General features: G+C 68.2%; 23 protein-coding genes and 3 pseudogenes. 13 read left to right on the top strand and 13 right to left on the bottom strand.

Annotated features, from left to right (window positions below; translation table 11 throughout):
- Positions 1-26 precede the first annotated feature (26 nt).
- Complete coding sequence (locus tag OHS57_RS01060; protein ID WP_328580604.1) at positions 27-530, bottom strand: MarR family winged helix-turn-helix transcriptional regulator; 504 nt, start codon at positions 528-530, stop codon at positions 27-29.
- 139 nt (positions 531-669) lie between these two features.
- Between OHS57_RS01060 and OHS57_RS01055 the strand changes: the two genes are divergently transcribed.
- The 6 genes and pseudogenes from OHS57_RS01055 to OHS57_RS37735 all read left to right on the top strand — a co-directional run.
- Entirely contained in the window at positions 670-1,422 is a 753-nt protein-coding gene (locus tag OHS57_RS01055; protein ID WP_328580603.1) for an SDR family NAD(P)-dependent oxidoreductase, read from the top strand.
- A 9-nt stretch (positions 1,423-1,431) separates the two neighbouring features.
- Positions 1,432-2,466 carry an NAD-dependent epimerase/dehydratase family protein gene (locus tag OHS57_RS01050; RefSeq protein ID WP_328580602.1) on the top strand — a complete coding sequence of 345 codons (1,035 nt, stop codon included), beginning with the start codon at positions 1,432-1,434 and terminating at the stop codon, positions 2,464-2,466.
- A complete protein-coding gene (locus OHS57_RS01045; protein ID WP_328580601.1) occupies positions 2,441-3,298 on the top strand; it encodes an alpha/beta fold hydrolase in 858 nt (285 codons plus the stop codon). Before OHS57_RS01050 ends, OHS57_RS01045 begins: the two co-directional genes overlap by 26 nt.
- A 368-nt stretch (positions 3,299-3,666) precedes the next feature.
- Positions 3,667-4,170: an NUDIX domain-containing protein gene (locus OHS57_RS01040; protein WP_443042821.1), complete on the top strand. Its 504-nt coding sequence runs from the start codon at positions 3,667-3,669 to the stop codon at positions 4,168-4,170.
- Between the two features lie 118 nt (positions 4,171-4,288).
- A complete protein-coding gene (locus tag OHS57_RS01035; protein WP_328580600.1) occupies positions 4,289-4,882 on the top strand; it encodes a hypothetical protein in 594 nt (197 codons plus the stop codon).
- Positions 4,857-5,296: pseudogene (locus tag OHS57_RS37735) on the top strand (winged helix-turn-helix domain-containing protein); the annotation flags it as partial. The gene OHS57_RS01035 and the pseudogene OHS57_RS37735, both read left to right, overlap by 26 nt.
- A 15-nt stretch (positions 5,297-5,311) precedes the next feature.
- Here the strand turns inward: OHS57_RS37735 and OHS57_RS01030 are convergent.
- The 4 genes from OHS57_RS01030 to OHS57_RS01015 all read right to left on the bottom strand — a co-directional run bounded on the left by OHS57_RS01030 (position 5,312) and on the right by OHS57_RS01015 (position 9,333).
- Positions 5,312-6,058, bottom strand: a complete 747-nt coding sequence (locus tag OHS57_RS01030; RefSeq protein ID WP_328580599.1) for a class I SAM-dependent DNA methyltransferase — start codon at positions 6,056-6,058, stop codon at positions 5,312-5,314.
- A 317-nt stretch (positions 6,059-6,375) separates the two neighbouring features.
- Entirely contained in the window at positions 6,376-7,236 is an 861-nt protein-coding gene (locus OHS57_RS01025) for an alpha/beta fold hydrolase (RefSeq protein WP_328580598.1), read from the bottom strand.
- A 160-nt stretch (positions 7,237-7,396) separates the two neighbouring features.
- A complete protein-coding gene (locus tag OHS57_RS01020; RefSeq protein WP_328580597.1) occupies positions 7,397-8,296 on the bottom strand; it encodes a bifunctional helix-turn-helix transcriptional regulator/GNAT family N-acetyltransferase in 900 nt (299 codons plus the stop codon).
- Between the two features lie 368 nt (positions 8,297-8,664).
- Positions 8,665-9,333 carry a TetR/AcrR family transcriptional regulator gene (locus tag OHS57_RS01015; RefSeq protein WP_328580596.1) on the bottom strand — a complete coding sequence of 223 codons (669 nt, stop codon included), beginning with the start codon at positions 9,331-9,333 and terminating at the stop codon, positions 8,665-8,667.
- Positions 9,334-9,477: 144 nt separating this feature from the next.
- Between OHS57_RS01015 and OHS57_RS01010 the strand changes: the two genes are divergently transcribed.
- Positions 9,478-10,497: an NADP-dependent oxidoreductase gene (locus tag OHS57_RS01010; RefSeq protein WP_328580595.1), complete on the top strand. Its 1,020-nt coding sequence runs from the start codon at positions 9,478-9,480 to the stop codon at positions 10,495-10,497.
- A gap of 261 nt (positions 10,498-10,758) precedes the next feature.
- On the opposite strand, the gene OHS57_RS01005 is transcribed toward OHS57_RS01010, so the two are convergent.
- From OHS57_RS01005 to OHS57_RS00990, 4 genes are all read right to left on the bottom strand, one after another.
- Positions 10,759-11,787: an alpha/beta hydrolase family protein gene (locus OHS57_RS01005; RefSeq protein WP_328580594.1), complete on the bottom strand. Its 1,029-nt coding sequence runs from the start codon at positions 11,785-11,787 to the stop codon at positions 10,759-10,761.
- Positions 11,788-11,800: 13 nt separating this feature from the next.
- Positions 11,801-12,151 (bottom strand): hypothetical protein, encoded by a 351-nt coding sequence (locus OHS57_RS01000; protein ID WP_328580593.1) that lies wholly within the window; start codon positions 12,149-12,151, stop codon positions 11,801-11,803.
- Positions 12,152-12,165: 14 nt separating this feature from the next.
- A complete protein-coding gene (locus OHS57_RS00995; RefSeq protein WP_328580592.1) occupies positions 12,166-12,666 on the bottom strand; it encodes a TetR/AcrR family transcriptional regulator in 501 nt (166 codons plus the stop codon).
- A gap of 459 nt (positions 12,667-13,125) precedes the next feature.
- Positions 13,126-14,091: a helix-turn-helix transcriptional regulator gene (locus tag OHS57_RS00990; protein WP_328580591.1), complete on the bottom strand. Its 966-nt coding sequence runs from the start codon at positions 14,089-14,091 to the stop codon at positions 13,126-13,128.
- 92 nt (positions 14,092-14,183) lie between these two features.
- Between OHS57_RS00990 and OHS57_RS00985 the strand changes: the two genes are divergently transcribed.
- From OHS57_RS00985 to OHS57_RS00980, 3 genes are all read left to right on the top strand, one after another.
- The gene (locus OHS57_RS00985; protein WP_328580590.1) at positions 14,184-14,549 is read left to right on the top strand and encodes a VOC family protein; all 366 of its coding nucleotides are present in this window, start codon (positions 14,184-14,186) and stop codon (positions 14,547-14,549) included.
- Between the two features lie 384 nt (positions 14,550-14,933).
- Entirely contained in the window at positions 14,934-15,413 is a 480-nt protein-coding gene (locus OHS57_RS37730) for a DUF5958 family protein (protein ID WP_443042819.1), read from the top strand.
- Positions 15,414-16,013: 600 nt separating this feature from the next.
- Positions 16,014-16,643 (top strand): hypothetical protein, encoded by a 630-nt coding sequence (locus OHS57_RS00980; RefSeq protein WP_328580589.1) that lies wholly within the window; start codon positions 16,014-16,016, stop codon positions 16,641-16,643.
- A 339-nt stretch (positions 16,644-16,982) separates the two neighbouring features.
- Here the strand turns inward: OHS57_RS00980 and OHS57_RS00975 are convergent, their stop codons facing one another.
- Entirely contained in the window at positions 16,983-17,486 is a 504-nt protein-coding gene (locus OHS57_RS00975; RefSeq protein ID WP_328580588.1) for a MarR family winged helix-turn-helix transcriptional regulator, read from the bottom strand.
- A 99-nt stretch (positions 17,487-17,585) separates the two neighbouring features.
- On the opposite strand from OHS57_RS00975, the gene OHS57_RS00970 reads away from it, so the two are divergent.
- The gene (locus tag OHS57_RS00970; protein WP_328580587.1) at positions 17,586-18,449 is read left to right on the top strand and encodes an NAD(P)-dependent oxidoreductase; all 864 of its coding nucleotides are present in this window, start codon (positions 17,586-17,588) and stop codon (positions 18,447-18,449) included.
- Positions 18,450-19,167: 718 nt separating this feature from the next.
- Here the strand turns inward: OHS57_RS00970 and OHS57_RS00965 are convergent.
- The 3 genes and pseudogenes from OHS57_RS00965 to OHS57_RS00960 all read right to left on the bottom strand — a co-directional run bounded on the left by OHS57_RS00965 (position 19,168) and on the right by OHS57_RS00960 (position 21,449).
- Complete coding sequence (locus OHS57_RS00965) at positions 19,168-20,067, bottom strand: NmrA family NAD(P)-binding protein (protein ID WP_328580586.1); 900 nt, start codon at positions 20,065-20,067, stop codon at positions 19,168-19,170.
- A gap of 158 nt (positions 20,068-20,225) precedes the next feature.
- Positions 20,226-20,708 (bottom strand): annotated as a pseudogene (locus tag OHS57_RS37725) (nitroreductase/quinone reductase family protein); the annotation flags it as partial.
- Positions 20,709-20,774: 66 nt separating this feature from the next.
- Positions 20,775-21,449, bottom strand: a complete 675-nt coding sequence (locus OHS57_RS00960) for a TetR/AcrR family transcriptional regulator (RefSeq protein WP_052457486.1) — start codon at positions 21,447-21,449, stop codon at positions 20,775-20,777.
- A 166-nt stretch (positions 21,450-21,615) separates the two neighbouring features.
- Between OHS57_RS00960 and OHS57_RS00955 the strand changes: the two genes are divergently transcribed.
- Together OHS57_RS00955 and OHS57_RS00950 are read left to right on the top strand one after the other, a co-directional pair.
- Positions 21,616-22,689, top strand: coding sequence for an alkene reductase (locus tag OHS57_RS00955; protein ID WP_328580585.1), 1,074 nt, complete (start codon positions 21,616-21,618; stop codon positions 22,687-22,689).
- A gap of 559 nt (positions 22,690-23,248) precedes the next feature.
- Positions 23,249-23,894: pseudogene (locus OHS57_RS00950) on the top strand (transposase family protein); the annotation flags it as partial.
- Positions 23,895-23,984 lie beyond the last annotated feature (90 nt).

Below are 23,984 nucleotides of genomic sequence, written 5' to 3'. Positions count from 1 at the left end.
CGCAAGCCCCGCGGCCGCGAATGCTGTCAGCAGTCCGCCTCGGTCGGAGCGAGCGAATCGCGCTGGGCTGTTCGGGCCACACGGGAGAGGAGGGTGCGCAGCTGTTCGGCGTCGCGGTCGTCGAGGTCGATGAGCAGGCGGGATTCGGCGGCCGCGAGGTTTTGCCGGACCTGACTGAAGCGGGCGCGGCCGGTGTCGGTGATGAGGACCTGGCGGGCGCGGCGGTCGCGCGGGTCGGGGCGGCGGGTCACCAGCTGGTGCGCCTCGAGGTCGTCGAGCAGGTAGGTCATCACGGTTCGGTCGAGGCTGATCTCTTTGGCCAGGGCGAGCTGGGTGGGCGGATCGCCGGCGGCGAGGGCAGCCAGGACGAGGTAGCCCCGGGGGCCTCCGGGCAGCTCGGCGACCGACTCGCCGGCCACGCGGTGGAACGCCGACGAGACCAGGCGGATCGCCCATCCCAGGTCGGTGTCCAGCGCCAGCTCTTCGGCCTGACCGCTCGGCTTCTTCTGCTCGGACCCAGGTCTGCTCACGAGGCCAGACTAGCACTATCAGCTCACCGACAGATGTTCTTGCGAGCAGAACATCTTGTGTGCATAGTGGTGTGCGTAACGGTGTCGCGGTGTGTGATCCGCACAGACACCCCCGATTCACCTGGCGAGGGCGAGTTCGATGAACAGCAGCAGCGTTTTGCAGGGCCGTACCGCGCTCGTGACCGGCGCGACCTCGGGCATCGGTAAGGCCGTCGCGCAGAATCTGGCCCGCCACGGTGTGCAGGTCGTGGTGCACGGACGGGACCATGCCCGGGGCGAAGCCCTGGTGAAGGAGATAGCCGAGGAGGGCGGTGTCGCCCGCTTCGTCGCCGCGGACCTCGCCGACGCCGCCGACACGCTGCGTCTGGCGTCCGAGGCCGGCGCCGTAGACATCCTGGTGAACAGCGCCGGGCTGTACGAGTTCGTTCCGACCGCGGTGACCGACGCGGCGAGCTTCGACCGCCAGGTCGCGGTCAACACCCGGGCCCCTTTCCTCCTGGTCGGAGCCCTGGCTCCGGGCATGGCCGAGCGCGGCCACGGCTCCATCGTGATCGTCGGCTCCAGCGCGGCGCGCATGCCCGCCCCCGTCGGCGCCGCCTACGGAGCCTCCAAGGCCGGCGCGGAGATCCTCACCCGGTACTGGGCGACCGAGTTCGGCGGATCAGGAGTGCGGGTCAACGCCGTCTCACCCGGGCCCGTGCACACCGAGGGCACACAGGCGATGCTCGGCGAGCACACCGCGATGCTGGACAAGACCAACGCGCGCGGCCGTGCCGGTGACCCCCGTGAGATCGCTGAGATCGTCGCCTTCCTGGTGGGCCCGGCCAGTTCCTACGTCAACGGCGCCGTCCTGTTCGCCGACGGCGGCGAGCTCAGCGCTCTGCCCGCGTGAGGGCAAGCCATGAACATATTCGTCATCGGTGCCACCGGCTTCGTCGGCGGCGCCCTCGCCTCGCACTTGGCCGGGGCCGGGCACACCGTCACCGGCCTGGCCCGCAACGCCATCGCCGCGATCACGCTCGCCGACCGGGGTATCGCACCGGTGGCCGGCGATCTGGACGCGCGCCGGTCCGCCACGGTCGAGGCGGCGCTGCGTGCTGACGCAGTCGTCTACGCGGCACAGGCCGGGCCCGAGCAGGAGACCGCCGCCATCAAGGAGCTCACCGGGGCTCTCGTCGGTACGGACCGGACACTGGTCTTCCTCTCGGGCAGTGGGGTGCTCCTGCAACGCACCGCGGGGGCCTGGAGCCCGGACGTGTTCGCCGAGCACGATCCGTTCACGGTCGAGCCCTTGGCGGACTTCCGCCTGGCCGCCGAGAATACGGTCCTGGCCGCCGCCGCACAGGGGCTGCGTGCCATGGTCATCCGGCCCGGTCTGATCTGGGGCCCGGGGGACCGCGGCCACCTGCCGATGATCTACCAGTCGGTCGCCGAGACGGGGGCGGCCTGCTACGTCGGCCAGGGGCTGAACACGTACAGCCACGTCCACATCGGCGATGTGGCCCACCTGTTCGCCCTCGCCCTGGAATCGGGGCGTGCGGGCGGGATCTACCACGCTGTCGCGGGAGAGGTCCCCAACCGCTGGATCGCGGAGAAGGTCGCAGACGACCTCGGTGTGCAGGCACTCAGCCTCACTCCCGAAGGAAGCTGTCGGTGTGTGGGGCGAGTTCGGCGCCCTCATCATGGCCGCGTCCAGCCGTATCCGCGCGGTCGGCGCCCGGTCGGAATTCGGGTGGCACCCCGAGCACACCGACATGCTGTCCATGATCGGCGAAGACCGCTTGCGCCGGCTCGCCGACTCCAGACCCGGCGCCCGAAGCCACGGTTCGCCGTGACTGTCGTCGTGCAGGCCACACGGGGCCAACGCACTCCAGGCGTCCACACCTCATCTTCCCGAAAGGGGAACTCTCGTGAGCACCGCCGACTGGCTTCCTGACGGCTTCCGTGTCCAGCGGATTGCCACCAATGACACCCATCTCTCCGTGGCTGTCGGTGGCCATGGCCCGGTCCTGGTCCTGCTCCACGGCTGGCCGCAGACCTCGCGCGCCTGGGCGCGCGTGATGCCGGCCCTCGCGGAGACCCACACGGTCGTGGTGCCCGACCTGCGAGGCACCGGCGCCAGCGACAGGCCGGCCGACGGCTACACGAAGACCAACCAGGCCCACGACCTACGCGGCATCCTGGCAGGGTTGGGCCTGACGGGCCCAGCGGCTGTGGCCGGCCATGACATCGGTTCGATGGTCGCCCTGGCCTGGGCCGCCGCTCACCCCGACGACGTCTCTCACCTGATCCTGGTCGACGCCCTGCTGCCCGGCCTCGGCCTGGAAGAAGCGATGAACGTCGCCCAGGGTGGCATGTGGCACTTCGGGTTCTTCATGGCCCCTGACGTGCCCGAGATGCTCTTCGACGGCCACGAACTGGAGTTCATCACCGCGACTTTCACCGCCATGTCCAGCCCCGGCACTTTTAGCGCCGATGACCTTGCCGCCTACGCCCAGGCGTACACGGGCCGAGAACGGCTGCGCGGTGGATTCGCGCACTACCGGACCCTCTTGGAGGACGGACGCGAGAACCGTGCGCTCCTCGCTCGGCGGCCACTGCCCATGCCCGTCCTGGCCATCGGCACTCACCAGTCCGGCGACGCCACCGCACGGGCACTGGCGCCTCATGGGGACGACGTACGGGCCGCGCTTGCCCCCACCGGGCACTTCGTCGCCGAGGAAGACGCCGGCTGGTTCACCCGTACGGTGACCGAATTCCTCACCTAGAGCTTTTCCGTCCGGGAGTTGACGACGAACCCGCCGTTCGCTGTTGCCGCAGATCTACCGCTCCCCCCTCCGGTCAACGCGACCAGCAGGCAGCCGTTACCACGCCTTGTCGACCCGGATCCTGCGGTTGCGCCAGCAGCTGGACGGCGTCGACTAGGGGAGAGGCGGGCGGGTGAGGGGTGACGCACCGACCGAGCGGGCAGGTGCAGATCGGATCATCCGTGCCCGCCTCCTTGGGTCCGAGCAGGAGAGGTCACATGTGCAGGACACGCGTCATCCACGTCCGGGCTCATTGCGCAGGCGCGCTCGGTGCTGTTCTCGGGCGCGGGGGAGCGGTGTTGTCAGTGGGCTCTGCCAGGGTGTGCGTCGTGGATGAACTGGTGGAGCGCGTCGACGATCAAGATCGTGCGTTGGGGGCGGTAGTCGGCCGCTGGGAGGCGATCCGGGAGGGTTGGCTGCACCGGGTCGCCGTGACGGTGTGTCGTGATGAGCGTGGGCGGTTCCTCGTTCACCGGCGGTCGGGGCACCTGTCGCGCTTCCCCGGGCTCTACGAGGTCGTGGTCGGTGGTGCCGTGGATGTCGGTGAGTCGTATGAACAGGCCGCCGCCCGGGAGTTGGCCGAAGAGCTGGGCGTTCGTGTGCTGCCGGACTTGCTGTTCACGTTCCTCAACCGCAGCGGGTTGAGTCCGCACTGGCTCGGCGTGCACGAAGCCGTGGTGTCGGACAGCGTGGTCGCCGATCCTGATGAGGTCGCCTGGCACGGGTGGTTGACCGAGCCGGAGCTGCGGTCGGCCCTGCTGGAGTGGCGCTTCACCCCCGACAGCCACGAAGCGTTCAGCCGGTATCTCGCGTTTCGGACCGCGCGGTCCTGACCTTGCCGACTCGCGGGCCGGGCGCAGGCTTGAGGCCCGCATAGTGCGAGCGCCTGTTCGTGACAGGTGCTGGACCACTTCTGATCAGCGGTAGGCGCCGACCGTGTTGGATGGGTTCATGAGCCAGACAGCTGCCCTGCGCCTGCGGCAGGCCATCGCCCGAACCGAGGACGCAACGCGAGAGCGTGTTCCCAGCGGGCGCTGCCCAGAGGACGCAGACGACGTGCTGGGTACCTTCGCGACCGACGGTGCGCTGGGCTTCGACCCTTTCCCCTTCCTCGAAGCACTCCATGACACGGGCTCGCGCGCGGTGGTCATCGGTCAGGTCGCCGGCATCATGCACGGCTCCACCGAACTGACGGGGGACCTCGACCTGCTCTGGGACGGCACACCTGACGAGGCGCACGCCTTGCGCGACGCCTTGGCCCGGTCCGGCTGCGTTGAACTGCCCGATCTCCGCCGCTCACAGGTCGCATACAAGGTTGCCGGCGCCAGCGGAGACCTATGCACTCCTGCCCTGCCCTGGGGCGCCATGGATGTCACCCCCTGCCTGACCTCGGCCGAGATCACCGGTGACCCCGCCGGATTCACCATCCGCTACGCCGCACTGGACGACCTGATCCTCATGCGGCGGGCCCTCGGCCGGCCGAAGGACCACCGTCGCGCAGGCGAACTCGCGCAGCTACGCACGGCTCGCGGACTGGCTGGATGAGGGGCCAATGGCTCATGGCTGGACCGATGACCAGGTATGGACCGCCGCGGGGGTCCAGACGCTGATCGGGCGCAGGCTTCATGTCGCCTACAGCATCTCCGGAGTCACCCGGCTGCCGCTGCTCGCTGAGCGAGACGGATTACAGCCGCCTGCTCGACAGCGCCCACCTTCTTCTCAAGGCCTCGCTCATCGTGGTGTGGGACCCACTGAACACGCACGTCTCGAAGAGGATGAAGGCGCCCGTGGCGGAGCGGGACTGGCTGACGGTCGTCCTGCTGCACGGTTACGCACCCGACCTCGCTCAGCGAACTGGAGACCCTGCTCCGCAGGAGGCCCAAGCCGCTGCAATACCGGCACGGCATCCTCAAGGGCTTCCTCACCGGAACCGGTCTCACCCCCGGCAGACCGAACTGACCCCAAGGCGCGAGGTTAGTGCACAGTGCTGTCTGCTCGTTCGTACACGCTGATGTGGCGCCAACTGGCGGCGTCATACGGCTCCCCGTTCCAGCCACCCCGGCGTTCGCGTAGCCGGAGCCCGGCGATACGGGCCATGAGGTCGAACTCGGGTGGGTGGGCCAGGCGCAGCCTGATGGGGAAGAGTCTGATACCGCCGCTGCTGATGCGGATGTGGTTCAGGTCGAGGACCTGGGTCAGCGGGTCGTACCGCCCAGCACCGAGGTCGACGTGCTCGAGGCCGACCTGCTCGGTGTCCAGGTACTGATGCCCGGGGCGTGAGGGTTCGGTGGGAATGCGGCATTCGATGACGAATACGCCGTCCTCGGTGAGGTGGCTGGCGGCGTTCTGGAAGCATCGGACCTGGTCCTCTTGGGTGAGCAGGTTGCCGATGGTGTTGAAGACCAGGTAAACCAGCCCGTAGGTATGGCCGGTGGTGACGTGGGACATGTCGCCCATGGTCACGTGGACTTGGTCGCCACCCGGCTTCTCACGCATCCGGTCGACCATGTCTTGCGACAGCTCGATCCCGTCCACCCGCACCCCGGCCCGCATGAGGGGCAGCGCGATTCGGCCGGTGCCCACTGCGAATTCCAGAGCATCCTGTTGTCCTGCAAGCCTGGCCAGGAATTCGACTGCGTCGGCCTCATCACCGCGTGGATCGTCGTCGTACCGCTGGGACATCTCATATCCGAAGCTCGTCTTGGGATCGAATCCCTCCACGTAACGCCCCCCAGGGTCAGTCGAGTTGCTTGCGCCAGCCCGACGCAGGATCCCGTCCGGGCCGGACCCTATTACCGAAGTTCCGCACATCGCTACGCATTTACTGAGCAGATGGTGCGCGCTGTCGAGCGCTGACATGGCGCATTTCCCACAAGGGGCACTCGTAGCGCCGCCCTGCCAGGCACGTTCTGGCAGGGCTTCTGCGTGGGTGGCGGCAGTAGTTGACGGCAGCGTCAGCGGGGGAGGGCGGCGGTTCGTCGCCGTCCGCACCGCAGCAGGTGACTGTCAGAGGTCACGCTGACCGCAGGGACCTGTTTCTAGTGATGGTCCCTGGCGAGGAACTCGGTGACGGTCCGGACGAAGTCGTCCGGACCGTCCACCCACGGGTTGTGTGCGGCGTCCGCCTGAACAATGTGCTCGCCGTGTGGGAACAGCCCGGCCACCTCGGCGGCGGAGTCCGGACGCGGAGAGCCGTCCAGCGCACCGGACAGCACCAGGACCGGCGCCTCCAGGTCGGCCAGTACGGCACGGGCGGCGTCCGCGCCGTCGAAGGCGCCCGGGGACAGGTAGGCACCCGCCGCCGTCTCGTCGAACCACTCCTCGCACAAGGCGGCATGTGTCTGCGCAGCGGCGTCCCAGCGGCCGTAGGAGAGGCGGTCGAGCAGCGCGAAGTCCTCGTCGCTCGCCGCCCCGGACACCGCCCGCTCGAAGGCCGGCCGGACCTCTTCGTACCAAGGCTCGTCCCGGCGCAGCTCCAGTGCCTCGCGCCGCCGCTCGACAGGGAAGTCGATCCCGGCAGTGCGCGCACGCGCGCAGACCAGTACGAGCGAGCGCACCCGCTCCGGGTAGCGGGCACCATAGGCCAGCACGAGGTCACCGGCGGCCGAATGGCCAAGCAGATCCAGCTGCTCCAGACCGAGAGTGACACGAAGCGCCTCGATGTCCTCGGCCTGACGGTCCACCCGCGAGCCCGCGAGGTCGGCGGGCTTGGCCGAGTCCCCCGTGCCGCGCAGGTCCAGCAGCACCAACTCTCGCTGCGCCGCCAGCCCACCGAGATCGCCGAAGTAGGCGGAGCGCATCATCGGCCCGCCGGGGATGCAGACGAGCGGTCGATCACCCCCGGCGCCCATTCGGTGATAGGCGAGGCGGGTCCCGTCGGGCACGTCGAAGGTCAGCATGAGCGGATGATCGCAGGTGGCGCCATAACCCGCCAACGGAATCATTCAGAGGACCAGGTCCCTGCCGAGTTCCAGGACGACCACTGGCTTTAGGCGCACCACGAGGAGCAGGTCGTCAGCGGCCGGAGCCACCTGGCAGGCTGCCGGTCCATCTGGCTTCTCATCGCGATGGTGGTGCGGTGAGCTGCTTCTCGAACCAGTGGTGGGCATATGGCTCGTCGTTGAAGGCAGGGACCTCCTGGAAGCCGCTGGAGTGGTAGAGGCCGATCGCCGCGCTGAGCGTCTTGTTGGTGTCCAGGCGCAGTACGTCGCAGCCTTGCTGGGCGGCTCGATTCTCCAGCTCGGTCAGGAATCGGCGGCCGAGGCCGAGGCCCCGGGTGCGGGGCGCGACCCACATGCGTTTGATCTCGGCCGGGGCGCCGGGGGGCAACTTCAGACCGGCGCAGCCGACGGGCTCGCCGTGTAGTCGCGCAACCAGAAACAGGCCGTGCGGTGGGCGGAGTTCGCCCGCGTCCGGCAGCAGGCTCCGCGCAGGGTCGAAGCCGTTTTCAAAGCGTTGCTGCACCTCGGCGAAGTAGGACCGCAGGCAGTACTGGGCGTCGGGGTGGTTCGGGTCAACCGTGTCCAGCGCGACCGTCCCGGCGGTCAGCAACCGGTCGACCTCGGCCATGGCTACGGTCAGCCGGGCGCGCTGGGCCGTGTTGAGCGGTTCCAGGAGAGAGCTGGCCAGCTCTTCGCTGCGACCGTCGAGCATCGCGCGCTCAGCGCGGCCCGCATCAGTGAGCCCGACGGTGCGTACCCGTGCGTCCCGGGCCTGCGGCTCCACCGTCACCAGGCCGTCGGCCTCCAGGGAGCGCAGCAGCCGGCTGACGTACCCGGAGTCGAGCGCGAGGCGCTCGCGCAGTTGGCGTACGTCCTGGCCCTCCTCACCGATCTCCCAGAGCAGCCGGGCTTCACCGATGGGCCGGTCGCGGCCCAGGTAGTGGTCGTGGAGCACACCCACGCGTTCGGTGACAGTGCGGTTGAACTGCCGCACCTGGTCGATCTGCACCATGTCCATTCTCTGACTTTAGTCAGGGAACTACCTGCGAAGCCAGAGGCTCCGGTCTTCACCGAGGTGTCGACTGAGACGGCGGACGCTGGATCGCATGTCGATTGGCCCGTTGACGATGCGAGCCGAATCACTGGGTTGCTCGGCGTGGGTTCGTGTTGCCGCGGTCTGGTGGGTGTGCAGCGTGCGCTGAAGTGAGGTCGCTCGTCCAGCACTTGGGATTCCGATCGGTTGCCGATCTGTGGAGCAGCTCGGCCGCGGTCCGTTGGGCAGGCGATCAGCCCGTTTGCCTCCGCCAAGACAACCCCAGGGTGGCGTGACGCTGAATTAGCCTTACTCCTGGCGAATCAGGACGGCATAGCAGAGCGAAACGCCGTCTATTTATCGGTCTCGGCTACCGCGCTGAACTGGTCGCGGCCCGGCGCCGGGTGGGGGAGCGGATGTGCGGCCTCGCTGCGCAAGCCGTCGAAGATCAGCGCCAGATATCGTCGCCAGAGCCCCGGATCGACACTCTGCATGGGCGCCGTGACCTGGTACGCGGCGCTGATCAGCACCACGACGTCATGTCCTGTCACATCGTCACGTACGGCGCCCTGCCGCCGTGCCCGGTCCGTCAGTGCCTCCGCGACCCTCGCGAGCCGCTCACTCGCGGCGCGCACCTGCGGCTCACCCCGCACCATCTCCGTCGTGACCTGACAGAAGGACCGGTCGGCAGACATCCGTTCGACACCGGACGTCATGAACTCCAGCAGGGCGGCCGTGGGGTCGTCCGCGTCCAGCAGTGCCGTGCTCGAAGCGGCGAACGTATCAAGGTGGTCGGCGAGGATCGCGGCGACGAGCTGTTCCTTGGTGGCGAAATGCCGGAACACCGTGCCCTTGCCGACGCCGGCCCGCGCGGCGATCTGCGCGATCGACGCCTCCACGCCGTGCTCGGCGAACGCGCCCGCTGCGGCATCCAGCAGGAGCCGCCGGTTCCGGACGGCGTCGGCGCGCAGCGGGCGCGGCTGCGGCTGCTCGGGCGCGGACGTGCTCGGTGTGTCCGGCACGTCTTCACCTCGCCTCTGTCGCTCCACCCGGTATCGGCTCATCGTAGCAAGCGGACCGAGCGGTCCGCTTGCGTGCTACGGTCGCAACCTGACCGTACGGTCCGTTTGTGCGGTCGTCGACGAGAAGAGAAGAGGCGCCTTCGGATGGAAGCCACGATGACGGCGGTGGTCGCTGACGACTACGGTCCGCCCGAGACACTGGCGACACGCGCAATCCCGATACCCGAGCCCGGACCGGGCCAGATCCAGGTGCGGCTGCGGGCTGCCGCGCTGAACCCGGCCGATGTCGTGGCGTTGAGCGGCACTATGCGCGCGGTGGCTGAGCTGGACTTCCCGCATGTGCCCGGCAGTGACTTCGCGGGCACAGTGACCAAGACGGGCCCGGGGGCCGGCCCCGGAGCCGGCCGATTCGCCGTGGGTGACGAGGTGTTCGGCATGGCGCTGCCGCGCGGCTCGGCGGCCCTGGCGGCGATCGTGTCCTCGCCACCGTCCCTGACCACCGGCACACTGGCCGAGTACGCCGTCTTCGATGCCGACACCCCGGCGGTGGCGCTGCGCCCGCCGGCCCTGCCCGCCGAGCACGCGGCAGCGCTCGCGCTTGTGGGCCTGACGGCTCTGCCGCTGCTGCGGCAGGGCCGGTTCGCACCGGGCGAAAAGGTCCTTGTCATCGGCGCGACGGGCGGCACGGGCAGCGCCGTGCTCCCGGTGCTCGCGGAGGCGGGCGTGCATCTCATCGCCACCTCGACTCCTACCGACGAGGAGGCGATGCGTGCGCTGGGCGCCGCCGAGGTGATCGACCACCGTGCGACCGACCTGCTGGACGAGACACTACGGCGCTATCCCGACGGCATCGACGCCCTGGTCAACCTGGCCCTGCCGGGAACGGAGCTGCCGCCCTTCGCCCGCGCGATCCGGCCCGGCGGCCGGCTGCTGAACATCGCCCACCCGGCACCCGACCCCGCCGACTTCGACCTCGAACACCTCACCGTGGAGACGCTGTTCACCCACGCGGAACCCGGCGACCTGGACACCCTGGCCGCCAAAGCCGTGACCGGTACGCTGCCGGTCTCCATCGGCCGCCGGTACAAGCTGGCCGACGCGGCGCGGGCCTACACCGACCTGCGAAACGACCACACCCGAGGCAAGTGGATCGTCCACATGTGACACGCACCGTGTCGGTCATGGTCGGGGCCGTCGGCGAGGTGTTCGGCCTGCCGGGCGGCTGTGTCGCTGTCGAGCGGGCCGGTATATCAGGTACCCATGCTGACTTCCTTGCGTATGGTCGCCCGCATACTCGCATCGGGCACTGACATTGATACTCGTGAGCGGGTTCCGATTACCTTGCCGGATCCGAACCACCCCCTCCGCGGCAGCTTCCCAAGGTCTGTGCCAGATCCGGGTTCTCGGGGATGTTGTCGGCCGGCGTCAGTGTTGAGCGAACCGGCGAAGGGCGTCGAGTACGGGCGGCGCGAGCGAGTTCGGGTGGTCGGTGTCGTGCAGCAGATGGTCCACTCCCGGCAGCGTCACTCGGCCCGGTCCACCGGTATGCGCGTGGCGTAGGGCGGTCGCCAGGGCGTTCGTTGTGACGCAAGGGACTTGGGCATCGTGCGTGCCGCATGTCAGCAGCACCCTGGTTCCGGGCTGGAGTGCGGCGACGGTGTCCGGTGGGTAGACGGCGTCGTCGCTCTCCACGAACCGGGCGTTCGGTCCTTGGAATGCCTCGAAGAGTGTGGCGATCGCAGGAGGCAGATCGGTGGTGTCGACCGGTCGGTGTTCCCGAAGAGAAACGACGGCGGCATCGGTGGCTGCGTTGACGGCGCGTTGCTGCTCCCGTGTGAACTGGCCCTGCCGGGTCGCTTCGGCGACTTGGGCCTTGAGTTGGAGCGTGACCAGGTCCAGCATGCGGATTGCCTGCGGTTGTAGAAGCGCCAGGCCGGTCGGACGCGGGTGAACGGTGCCGCCCAGCAGTAGTCCCGTCATCGCGCCTTCGCTGTGTCCGACGACCAGCAGGGCGCGCGCGTCGGTTTCCGGCTGATCGCGCAGCGAGTTGTAGGCGGCCCGTGCCTGGCGGATGAATGCCGGGTAGTCGAGTTCTTCCGGGTGGTCCTGGTAGGCGCCGAGTCCGGTGCGGCCGGTGCCGTACTTGTCGAACCGCAGGGTGGCGATTCCGTCCCTGTCGAGCGCGTCGGCCAACTGGGCCAGGGTGTGCGGTGCGGACCCAGGCGGTTGGTTGCCGTCGCGGTCGGTGGGACCGCTGCCGGGCAGCAGCAGTGCCGCCCGCAGCCGTTGCCCCGCACGATGCTCGGGAACGTGCAGGGTGCCGTACGCGGTCGTTCCGTCGGACGTGAAGACGACCTCGCGGTCGGCGGCAGGCACGAGACCGGGCGTCGCCCCGGCCAGCGTGGCGGTGCCGACGGCCAGAGCCATCAAGGCGGCTGCCAAGTGGCGAAACATTGGCCTACCTCCGTCAGACAAGGGCGTTCTCGACCAGGGCAACAGTCGCGCGGGGGTCGTCGACCTGGACAACCAGGCGTGCGTACTTCTCGTCGGCGAGTTCGACCACGACGGCCTTCGACGGATCCTTGACGTCCCAGAACACCTTGTCACCATCCTGATGGAATGTGCCTGCGGTGATCACACCGGGTACGTGGGAGCCTGGCGCGCGGATCCCCTTGGGGTCGGTGGCAATACCGGGGTCGGCGGTCGCACCACGGACGTTGGCCAGCGGGATGGTCAGGCGGCCCTTGAAGGCCCAGAGTTTGTCGAGACCCTCCAGCACGACGACGAGGTCGTCGCCGACGATACGTATCAGTGCCATGTCAGGTTCCCTTTTCAGGTGAGGGGGCCGAGGCGCTGGGTCAGCGCGGCGGCGACTTTGTCGGGGTTGCCGCGCAGGAGGAGGCCAAGCGCGGCGGCTGTGAGGGCGGCGGCCAGGTCGGCGGGAACGCCGAGTGCGTCGGCGATCGCCTGGTCGACGGCGGTCAACGCGGCCGTCACCTCGAAGGCGACCTCCTCGTCGACCGGTGCGCGTTCGATCGCCGCGAGGAGAAGCATGCCGAGGTCGGCCGACGTGACGAGCCGCAGCACGGCCCCTGCATCCGTTGCGCCGGCGAGGGCGTCGAGCAACGAGTGAACATCGTCGGCGAGGTGGCGGCGCAGAGCGATCAGGTAGAGGCCGCGCTTGCTGCCGAACGTCTTGTAGAGACTGTTGCGGTGCACGCCTAGGTGCGCGACGAGGTCGTCAACAGATACACCGTCATACGCGCGCCTGCCGAACAGATCCACGGCCGCACGCACCGCTTGGTCCTCGTCGAATGCTCTCGGCCTGCCCATGACCACTACGATAGGCAGTTAAGGAACGATCAGTCAAGAACGATCGTTCCTTAACAGCGGATCTCTTCCCGAGGCGCGGTCTTGCAGCAGTTGCGGACGCCCCGAGACCGCGGCACCGCGTCAAGCTGCTCGAGGAAACTCGTCCTCGTTCGATCGCTTCGTTCCTTCGCGGGGTTTGAAGACCGGCGGCAGACCTTGCGGTTGAGGTGCCGCTGAACGCTGTGAAAGCCCATGCCGCGCGAGAACGGACCGCCCTCGCGATCTCCGCATTCGAGACGACGTCCGCGAACAACTCGAGCGCCCGAACACGACGCGCCTCCGCCAACTGAGGCCGTGACAAGGGAGAAAGAGAGCAGCCCCTGCCTGAGAGCTGCAGCCAGGGGCTCTGCGAGAAACCCGAAGGCGCCACCCGGCATTGCCCTTGCTCTCCGAGCCGGTGTGATGAGTAGTCGTTGCGGGTCAGGATGTTGGTGACGGCGCATAGTGGTGGGCAAGATCGGTGGCGAGGTCGCGGAGGTGAGCCCTGGCTTCGGTGGGGCTGTGCACAGTGATGGCGCTTCCGAACGGCAGGAGTGCTCGTACGTCCTCCAGATGCAGGAAGCGGATCGTTACCTTGTGGCCGGTGGCGGATTCTTCATGGTTGTCCCGGATGAGTCGTAGGCCGAAGATCCGTTGCGCTCGCTCGATCTGGGTCTGGTCGATGGTGGCGCTGACCTCTATCGCGTGGTTGTGTTCCCACTGAGCAATGAGCGCTGCAGCGACGGTGGCCAGGGTCTGGTTCTCGCGGATCCGTCGTGGCTGGTCGGCTTCTTTCCACGTCGTGATCCGTTCGAGTCGGTACATCCGTGGCACTCGGGCGCAGTCGGCGACGAGGTACCAGCTGCCGGCCTTGGCGAGCAGCCCGTAGGGATCCACGACCAGGTCGCGGGGGCATGGCTCGCGTGGGCTGTCGTACTCGATCCGTAGCCGGCGACCGCGCCGCACCGGGCCGATCAGCGAAGCCGGGGTCGTGCCGGACATACGGGCCTGGAGCCAGGGGCGGCTTTCCACGTGCACTACGTCGGTGAGCGGCAGGAGCTCATCAACTCGACGTGGCTGTGCGGCGGCGATCTTGGAGAGCGCGCGCCGGCTTTCGACCGATGCGTCGAGCTCCGCGCGTTGCTTCTCGTCCAGCCCGGTGAGCGACAGATGATCACGCTCGCCGGGTGTGAGTCGCGTGAGGTCGAGCCCGGACCCGGGCAGCATGGTCACGCCTCCGAGGCGGCCCCGTTGCGCGGTCACCGGCAGACCGGCGTCTCGGAGCCAGTTCAGGTCCCGGTTGACGGTGCGAAGGGACACCCCCAGCGCCGAGGCAAGTTCCTGTGTGGTCACGGCATTCCTCGATGCCAGGAGCAGCATCAGGGAGAAGAAGCGGTCTGGGGTCACACGCCAAGCTTTTCAGGAATTGCGACATGATGCGGCGCATATCCCGGTCAGGCTGGCGGATGCGTACCCACGACCTGCGAGAAGGAAGAACCATGACCACATCCGTCGTGTCCATCGTCTACGTCAACGACGCCCCCGCCGCAGCGCGTTTCTACGGAGACCTCCTCGGCATGAACCCCTCGTTCGAGACTCCGGGATACATCACCTTCGACCTCGGGCCTGGCGCTGACCTCGCTGTGTGGTCCGGCCAGTTCGAGGATCTGTCAGCGGACGTCCCGCGTACCAGTGAGGTGTGTCTGGCCATCGACAGTGGGCCCGACGAGGTCAACGCCATTTTCAAGCAGTGGCAGTCCAAGGGCGTCACGATCCTGCAGGAGCCGCATGATGCGGGGTTCGGGCTGACCTTCCTTGCAGCCGACCCTGACGGGAACCGTATCCGCGTCGCACCGAGGGACTGACACGCCGCAAGGCGGCAGGCGCGCACGACAGGTTTCGCGCCTGCTGTCGTCCGACTTCGAGAGGCCGACGAGTGCCCCACGCGAATGCGTCCCTGAGCGTCGAGGGCCGTAGGCGGCTCCCTGGTTCGGTTCAGAGGTGGTCAGCTCCGGCTCAACACGTGGACTTGACAGACAAGGCGTCCGAGTCGACGACTTCCGCAGGATCTTCGCCACCGACCTGGTCAACTCCGTGCGCGGATACCAGCAGGGCGGTTTGGCGCAGGGCCTGGTCGGTGAAGTACATGCCGTTCATCTCGGCCGACTTCAGCTCCGCGAAGCCCTTGGAGCCGACGTGCTCCAGAAGCCAACGTACCGGGGCGTTGGTCAGGGGAGGAGTTGTGCTGCATGCCGCCAGCTCGCTTTCGGCCCGAGGCGATGTGGAGTGATCGAGAAATGTCGGGGACCAGCACCGAGAACGGGCGAGCCATTCGGCGTGAGGGCGAGCGAGTCGTCAACGAGGTCGCGCAAGGGCTCCGCACGTTGGAGGACGGGACAACCTGGTTTGCCGCCCTCTCCCCGGCAGGACGGCAGGTGGTACTGCAGGAGGTCGTCGGTTATGCGATGCAGGCGCACATCACAACGGCGGACGGCCACGGGGGAGTCGCTCGGTCCGGAGTGAAGCCCACAGCTAACCCCTCGGTGATGATTTGCATGGACCCACCCCGCTACGGCTTCGCGGCACTCCCCGCTGACGAGCACATCAAAGCGTTCGGTGTCCTTCTTTCCGTGTTCTCCGTCGCCGACACCCGCCGCAGGCAGACCTGCTGCAAAGGCTCCTGCGGACACGTGTGGCACAACCTGCTACCGCCAGTTGAGAGGCCGTAGCCCAGGCCGCCGAGCAATGTTGAGAGCCGGTTCGCGCCTTCGACTCGTGCCGTTGATGCAGAGAAGGTCCAGCTCCGTGATCGCCGTGCCGGGCCCAGTCCGGTGATCGAGCTATGCGTATCCGAGCTCCGCGCCCTGCTCGCCGGTGCCGAGCGCGACCTGGCCGACCTCCTTGCGCCGGCTGCCGATTGGGTTTCCAGGCACCTGCCTGGCCATTGCGCTGCCGTCACAGCCGCCCTTGCCCGCGTTCTGGGCCTTCCCGCGTCGTCCCTGTCGCCGGAGCCGTAGGACGGTACGGGCTTCGCCGGCCACGAAAGCGGGCCCCTGAATTGTCATCGTGTGCGGGGCGGCCGCCCTCTTGCCGATGCTGCGGTCGCCTCGTGTTGACTTCGCCCCCGGCCGAATTCCGGCCGAAGTCCGGCCGGGTGGGTTGGTGTCAGCTGTCCGTAGGGGGAACCCGAGGATCGTTGATCAGGCGGCCAATTGGTGGCTGTCAGCCGGCGCGATGTACGAAGCCGGGTCGGCACTTCCACCCCTCGAAAGTCGATGTCGGGGGCGTCGGATACCGTGCGTCCGACGATGCACAGCGCTGGAGGGGACATGCCGTCCGAAGGAACAGCTTTCGCCGCGCTCATGGCGGCGATGTCGCCAGAAGACGGCGCCGATGAGCAGGTGGACTGGGAGGCGATGCGCCGGGCTTGGGGAGTCGATTTCCCCCGCGACTACATCGCCTTCATGAGCACATACGGATCTGGAGGCATCGCCGCCGCGCTGGAGGTCCTCACGCCCGAAGCGAGCACGCAGCCACAGGGCGGGCCGGGATTCGGGAGTATGGCCGGCGAGACGGTCATCATGCGTGAGCTGTGGGAGTCCGAAGGAGGGCCGGATGGGGTTGATGTCGGCCCTGACCACGTTCTTGCGTGGGGTGTCAGCTGTGGAGCTGACGTCCTGGGCTGGCTAACCGTCGGCGACGACCCCAGCAAGTGGCCGGTGATTGTCTGGGAGCGGCAGGGTTCGCCTCACTGGAAGATCTACGAATGTGGGATGACGGAGTTCCTCCGGCGCCTGTTCATCAAGGGGTTCGACGAGTGCCCGCTCAGCGACGCCTCCCTTTGGGGGAAACGCTCGCCGCGTTTCCTCCACTGGCGCGAAGAACAGCGACTCCGGGAGTCCGGCGTCGACCCCTATACAGGTGAACCCGACCCTTACTTCGGCATGGACTTCAGCTGAGTCCTCCCGACACCTCGCCGACAATCGCCCCGCTGAGACCAGTCCAGCGGGGCGATCCCGTCTTCCACGACGGCAAGGCTGGGGGTGGTGGTGTCAGAACGGCGGCTCGTCCCAGGTCGGTATGGGCGGCCGGATGCGCAGTGTTCGGTGGGCGAGCGCACCGTGGGACGGCTGGGATATGGCAGCCAGGTCGGACATGTTAGGGCAGCCTGGGCCGTAGGCGTCCGGATGCGGCCAGACCGGCGTGGGCACTGTCCGGCGCGTTGCTCCGTACGGTGTTGTCCGGGCGCTTGGCCGGGCTCTGGCGGTCCGTTCCAGCGCGGTTGCGGCCTGCGCGGGTCAGGGTGCGTCCTGTCGGTCTTCCGGCTTGCCGGCGTGGGTCTGTTGGTGGTCGCCGCGTGCCGCGGCGTCGAGTAGCTGCAGGCCCGTTTCCTGGGAGGCCTGTTGGGCGTGGGCGAAGAAGTGGGTGCGGACCGAGTGGGTGTGGTGGGGGAGTGCGGAGGTGTAGGTGGCGCGGCCTGCGGGGGTGAGGGAGACGGTCATGAGTCTGCCGTGGCCTGCGGATGCGCGGTTGATGAGGTCGCGGCGTTGCATGCGGGTGAGTTGGTGGGAGAGCCGGGTCTGGCTCCAGTGGACGAGTTCACCGAGGTGTTTCTGGGGCATCTGGCCGTGCTCGGTCTCGTGCAGGCGCGCCAGGATCTGGAAGTCCGCTCCGGACAGGCCGGTTGTGGTGAACAGGTCTCGTTCGACCGCTGAGACGACGTTCTCGCTGAACTGGAGGAAGGCCCGCCAGATTTCCTGCTCCCGGTGCGAGAGAAGCCCGGGCGGGGCGTCGTTTTCCATGGTGTCCCTTGCTGTGTGCAGTGGCGAAGAGTACCGTCAACACTACAACTTGACATGTCAAATTGACGAGTCAAGTCACATGAATATGAGGTGTGACTGGTGCGGACGGTAGCGGTGCTCGGGACTGGCGACTCCGGTTCGGCGATGGCGCGACGACTGCGGGAACGCGGCTTCCCGGTCCGCGCGTGGAACCGGACCGAGGCCCGCGCGAGGCCGCTGGAAAGCGACGGCGTGGCGGTGTTCTCCACCTCTGCGGAGGCGGTGCGCACCGCCGAGGTCGTCCTGGTCACGGTGTTCGACGCGGCCGCGGTGCTGGACGTGCTCGGGCAGATCGCCCCGTCCCTCGAACCCGGTGCGGTGGTGGCGCAGTGCGCGACCGTCGGCGGTGACATCGAAGCAGTCGTCGCCCGCGCGGGGGACCTCGGTGTGTCCCTTCTCGATGCGCCCTTCCTGGGCAATCCCGGGCCGGCCCGGCGGGGTGAGCTGACGATCATGGTGGCCGGTGCCACCGAACACAAGCGGCTGGCCGGGCCGGTCTTCGAGGCGCTCGCAACCAACCTTCTCGACGTCGCCGAGCGACCGGGCGGCGCGAGCATGTTGAAACTGGCCTGCAACACGTGGCTCTTCGGCATGAACGCGGTGGCTGCGCAGGCCGCCGTCCTGGCCGAGTCCTTCGGGCTGGACTCCCGGCTCTTCCTGCGCGCCGTAAGCGGCTCGAACGCCGACAGCGCGTACCTGCACTACCGCTCGGCCCAACTGGTCGGCGCGAGCGACGCGGTGCTCAGCCCGGTCCGCGCCGCGGTCAAGGATCTCGCCCACATACGCACCGCCGCGGCGTCGGCGGGAGTACCGGACCTGCTGTTGGCGAGGGTCGAGCAGATCTATACCCGCGCCGCAGGGGCCGGCCTCGGCGACCAGGACCTGACCGCGGTCCGCGCGGTCCTCAACGGGCAAGCGTCATGACGCGACAGAGCGTGCAACCGGCCATCCTGGACAAGGTCCACCATCTGAAGTCCCGATGAGCGATACGGTCCAGAGCCTGGCTGGCCTGACTGAGCAGGAACAACTCGACCACCTCCGCCGCTGCCTCAGCGACCATGCGCTGCCCCCGGGAAGTCCGCTCATCCGCGCCGTCCGCCTGTACGGACAGCAGGTCAGCCGCGTCGTCGATTCACTACCGACCGCTACAGAACCCAGGACGGCCGCGCGTACTTCAGCTGTGCCCACCACCTCGACTTGCTTCCATCTACCCTGGCGGCCCTGCTGGAGCAGCAGATTCGCGCGCCGCGGCTCAGTGACATCCTGGCGCCGACGAGTGCTCGCACGTACCTCTTCCCCGGTCGGCCTCCGAGCAGACCCCGCACCGGGGCATCGGTGCTGACCCTCATGCGTGCCGACGGGCTGCCCATCCTGAGCGCCCGCAACACCGCCATGATCGAGGCGGTCACGGAACCCCACCGGTATCGTGAGCGACCCGTTCGGCATCACCGCCTCCACCCGCCCATCGGTGGGGCCAACTGGCAAGTGGGAGCTGGCCGGCTACCTCGCCGCCCGCAACGCCGGCGGCGAGGAGAGATGAGCTCGTGCGGGACTGAACCCACACGTCCGTCGGCCCGGAAGCTGGCTCTGCATCTCAGATCAGGCCTCTGATTCAAGCATGTGGTGCTCGGCGTTGCGGTTGTCACTGGAAGGACTGGCGCACCTGCTCTTGCAGGGTGGTCAGCCTGATGTCGGGGTATCGGCCGTTCTCCAGCGCGGTGAAAGTGGGGGTGGTGGCGACGACGAGTTGGTACCAGAGGCCGATCGCCGCTGTCGGGTCGTGTTCGTTGCTGATCGCTTCGCGCAGTTCGTCGAGGGTGCCGCGGCTCTTGACGGTGTAGGTGCGTCCGGTGGCGCGGCTGATCTCTTCGGCGATCTGCTCAGGGGTGGCCTCGGTGGCGGCGAAGGTGCGCACGCCCGCGGGTGCGGTGTCGTCCAGGGCCAGGCGGGCGGTCAGTCGCGCGGTGTCCTCGACAGTGGTCATGTTCGAGGGTTCGCTGCCGGCGCCCCAGCAGGTGACGGTCTGATTGCCGTGGTCCACGATGCCGCCTGTGGGACTGACCATTTTGTCGAGGAAGCCGCCGGTCAGGACATGCAGCACCTCCAGGTCCAGGGTGTCAATGATCTCGTCGGCCCGGCGCCTCGCGGCGAACATGGGAGCACCCGGATCGGCCGCGAAGATGTCGATCGCGAAGTCCGAGGGGATGAACCGCCGCACCCTGCTGCGCTCGGCAGCCCTTGCCAGCCTCACCTGCCCGTCGGTGACGACGCTGTCGCCTCCCTGGACCGCGCTGACGACCACGGCCACACCGGAGGTGGCCTCCGCGAGGGCGCCGTCATCCTGGAGGTCCCCGGGAACCACGACGGCCCCTTGTGCCACCAGATCGTCGATCCCGGCCTTCTTGGCGGGGTCGTCGAGGGAACCGTCCCGCACCAGGAGACCCAGTTTTCCGCCCTGTGCGACGCCGGGTTCGTCAAGCAGATGATGGGCGATGCGTGAGCCGAGCATTCCGGTCGCCCCGGCGACGAGAACGTTGACCATGAGTCCTCCTGTGAGGTGGGTTTACTCCGCAGGTGGGCGGGAGCGGGGGGCGAGACCCCATCAGGGGCCTTTGTGGGAACGCTTGCGTACGTTTCCCGGCGGTGCACGCTGAGCGTGCACCGCTCAGGGGTACCGGCGCGGCGGGTGAACCGGACGACCGGGATGACCCGGTCGGTGACGGTGTCCGCGTACGTGCTGAAGGCGGGTGACTGCCGAGCGAAACGGGCGTAGGCCCTGTCGCGTTCAGTTCCGGTGAGTTCCTCGGCCGTGACCGGAACCGTGCGCACGCCGTCGGGAGCGGGCACCTCGATGTTGATGTCGGGGTGGGCGCGCAGATTGCGCACCCACGCCGGGTCCTTCTGAGCGCCTCGGGCGGCCGCGGCAACGAACCAGGCTTCCCCGTCGGACAGCGACAAGGCGGGCCTGACGCGTTCCTGGCCGGTCCTTGCTCCGATGGTGTGCATCAGAATCAGATTCGACCTGAATCCGGCGGAGCTCACGTGGCCGTTGCCGGCCCGGAACTCGGTAATGATGCTGTCGTTGAGATCGCGGTACTGGTCCACGAGAACCTCCTGGGGATGGTGATACCGGCCGTACCGGCAGCACGGCCCGCAGGTTGGTTCCCCTGTGCCGACCCGCATCCCTCATAACTGTACGCGAACGTACAGTATTCCCGCCCTTGCGGCGTCCGGCCGAGGCCGTGAATGTCATCCGAGGCGCTGTGAAGTGTGCCCTGAGCTGCCCCGGTCTTCCCCCTGCTGGTTCTCCAGCAGGGGCAGCAGGACGCGGTCCACCAGGCGCTCCTGTTCGTCGCGACCGGGTACCTGGCCGGTCAGGAGGGCGTCGAAGAGCAGCTGTCCCAGGGTGAGCTTGAGGCATGCGGGCACGTCGGCCCCCGGCCGCAGTTCTCCGCGCCGGGCGGCCTGCTCGGCGATCGCCGAGCCGATCTCGCGGCTCGTGTGCTCCATCTGGGCGCGGGCCGCATCACGCAGACCTTGGTGGTCGCGTACGGCTTCGACCAGGCTCACCAGCGAGACGCCGTTCTTGCCGCGCAGTGCGGCGGCCACCTCGCCCGTCGTGGCGAGCAGGTCCTGGCGCAGGCTGCCGGTGTCCGGGGCGAGCACGGTGCGCCCTTCCGACTGCCGGCGAAGTGCCTCGGCGACCATCTCGTCCTTGGTCTTCCACTTGCCGTAGATCGTCGCCTTCGACGCGCGGGCGCGGGCTGCCACGGCGTCGAACGTCAGCGCCTCGAAGCCCGCCTCGGCCACCAACTCCAGCGTGACCGCCAGGATCGCGTTCTCGCGGGCGCGGCCCCGCTTCGGCGAACCTGTGGGCGCGGAGCCCTCGGCGGGCGGTTTGGGGGAGGGGCTGGTGGGAGGCACGGGATCACCTTACGGCTGGTGGTGGACGGAGGGGCGGCGGCTCGCGGGAATAGTGAACGGTGTCGTACAGTTCCACCGAGCGAGGTTCTGTACGTCAGCGTACAGAAATGGCCGCTGCTTCGTGTGGCGGCGCTCACCGATCTCACTTTTCTTGGAAGGCACCGCCATGACTACCGCTTTTGACCCGATCAAGGTCGGCCCCTACGAGCTGAAGAACCGCATCGCCATGGCTCCGATGACCCGCAGCCGCGCCTACGGCCCCGATCGCAGCCCCGCTCCGATGGCCGCCGAGTACTACGCCCAGCGCGCCACCGCCGGCCTGATCGTCACCGAGGGCACCCAGCCCAACGTCATCGGCCAGGGCTACCCCTTCACCCCCGGCCTGCACAACGACACCCAGATACAGGCATGGCGCCAGGTCACCGACGCCGTGCACGCCAAGGGCGGTGTGATCTTCGCCCAGCTCATGCACACCGGCCGCATCGGTCACCCCGCCAACTACGACACCCCTCTCACCCCTACCGGCCCCTCCGCCGTCCGGGCCGCCGGGCAGACCTTCACCCCTGAGGGCATGAAGGACTTCGTCGTACCCACCCAGATGACCGCCGACGACATCCGCCAGACCGTCGAAGACTTCGCCACCGCCGCGCGCAACGCGATCGCCGCTGGATTCGACGGCGTGGAGATCCACGGCGCGAACGGCTACCTGCTCCAGCAGTTCCTGTCCACCAACGCCAACACCCGTACCGACGAGTGGGGCGGCAGCCCCCGCAACCGGATCCGCTTCACCACCGAGGTCGTCGAGGCTGTCGCGGCCGCGATCGGAGCGCACCGGACCGGGCTGCGCATCTCCCCGGCGAACCCCTTCAACGACATCATCGAGGACGACTACACCGAGACCTACCCCCTGCTCCTCGAAGCCATCAACCCCCTGGGACTGGCCTACCTCCATGTCATGGAGACCGTGGCCCCCGACCTCACTCCCGTCCTGCGCGAGCAGTGGAACGGCGTCTTCATGCTTAACCCCGTCACCCTCGGCTCGCGCACCGGCGCCGAGCAGTTGCCCCTCATCCAGGATCGTGCGGCCGACATCCTCTCCTTCGGCCAGCTCTTCATGGCCAACCCCGACCTCCCGCACCGCCTCGCCACCGGAGCACCCCTCAACGAAGCCGACATGAGCAAGGCATACGGCGGCGACGCCACCGGCTACACCGACTACCCCACCCTCGGGGGCGCCTGACCCCTGAACCCGGCCGCCTGAGCCTGAGCCCGAGCAAGTTGAGGGAGACGGAGAAGGGGGCCGGCCCACTGGGTCGGCCCCTTCCTGTTTCATCTGTCGGCTCAGGCTATGCGTCAGCCGATTTTGGACCAGTTGCAGGTTGTCGCTGTTGACGTGCAGTGCTCAAACCCGGGCAGGGTCGGTAAGAACCCATCAGCGTCCAGCATGCGCCACGACGGAGCGGGGAACGATGTGAACGCCCGCTGATCCTGCACACTTGAGATCGCCGCGCGTGCACACCGCTCCGTGCCGGTGGGCCCGTTTGCTGCCGTGCGGGTGTCCGCGAGGATCCCGAAGTCGCGGATCCGTCGTCCAGCTTGTCGGTGAGCACCTGGGCGCACTTGCTGCCGGATGTCACCAGGTTCACGCTCTTCGGGTAGCCGCCGGTTTCGTGTGTCGAAGCCATCGTGAACTCGTCGCAGTCGACCGACCCCACCGACGCATCGGATTGGTGCACGCTCCAGGTGCTGTCGCACCCGCGGGCACGGCGGCTGTCCGACAGCCGCGGCGCGGACAGCCGCGGCGCGGACGGCCGTGGAGCCTGCCGCTGGAGGACCGCGTACTGCTGGTCGCGGCGTACTGGCGCACGGACTTGACGCTGCGCCAGCTCACCCCGCTTTTTGGCGTCTCGAAGTCCGCCGCTGACCGGATCATCGACCATCTCGGCCCGAAGCTCGCACTCCGGCCGCGCCAGCGGTTCGCGAAGGACACCGTGCTGATCGTGGACGGCACCCTGGTGCCCACGCGCGACCACACGGTGGCCGAGCAGTCGAAGAACTACCGCTGTTCCACGAACCATCAGGTCGTCATCGATGCCGATACCCGCCTCACGTGGTCGTCGGCCAGCCGCTGCCCGGCAACCGCGACGACTGCAAGGTATGGGAGGAATCCGGCGCGAAGGGCGCCGTCGGCAAGATGACGACCATCGCCGACGGCGGCTATCCGGGCACCGGCCTGGTGATGCCGACCGCCGCCGCAAGGGCGAAGAACTGACCGACTGGCAGAAGACACACAACACCTCTCACAAGCAGGTCCGGGCCCGCGTGGAGCACGTCTTCGCCCGCATGAAGTGCTGGAAGATCCTGCGCGATTGTCGGCTCAAGGGCGACGGCGTCCACCACGGCATGCTCGGCATCGACCGCCTGCACAACCTCAACTTCGCCGGACAGACGGCAGCCGCGACGGCCCGAGACACCCTGGCCACGTCGAAGATCATTTACGGTACAGCCCTTGGGGCGTGGATCTCGTTGTTTTCC

It is taken from the genome of Streptomyces sp. NBC_00370, assembly GCF_036084755.1.
Classification (GTDB): Bacteria; Actinomycetota; Actinomycetes; order Streptomycetales; family Streptomycetaceae; genus Streptomyces.
Note: the sequence above shows the minus strand (reverse complement) of the source record. Positions and strands in the feature narration are given on the sequence as shown.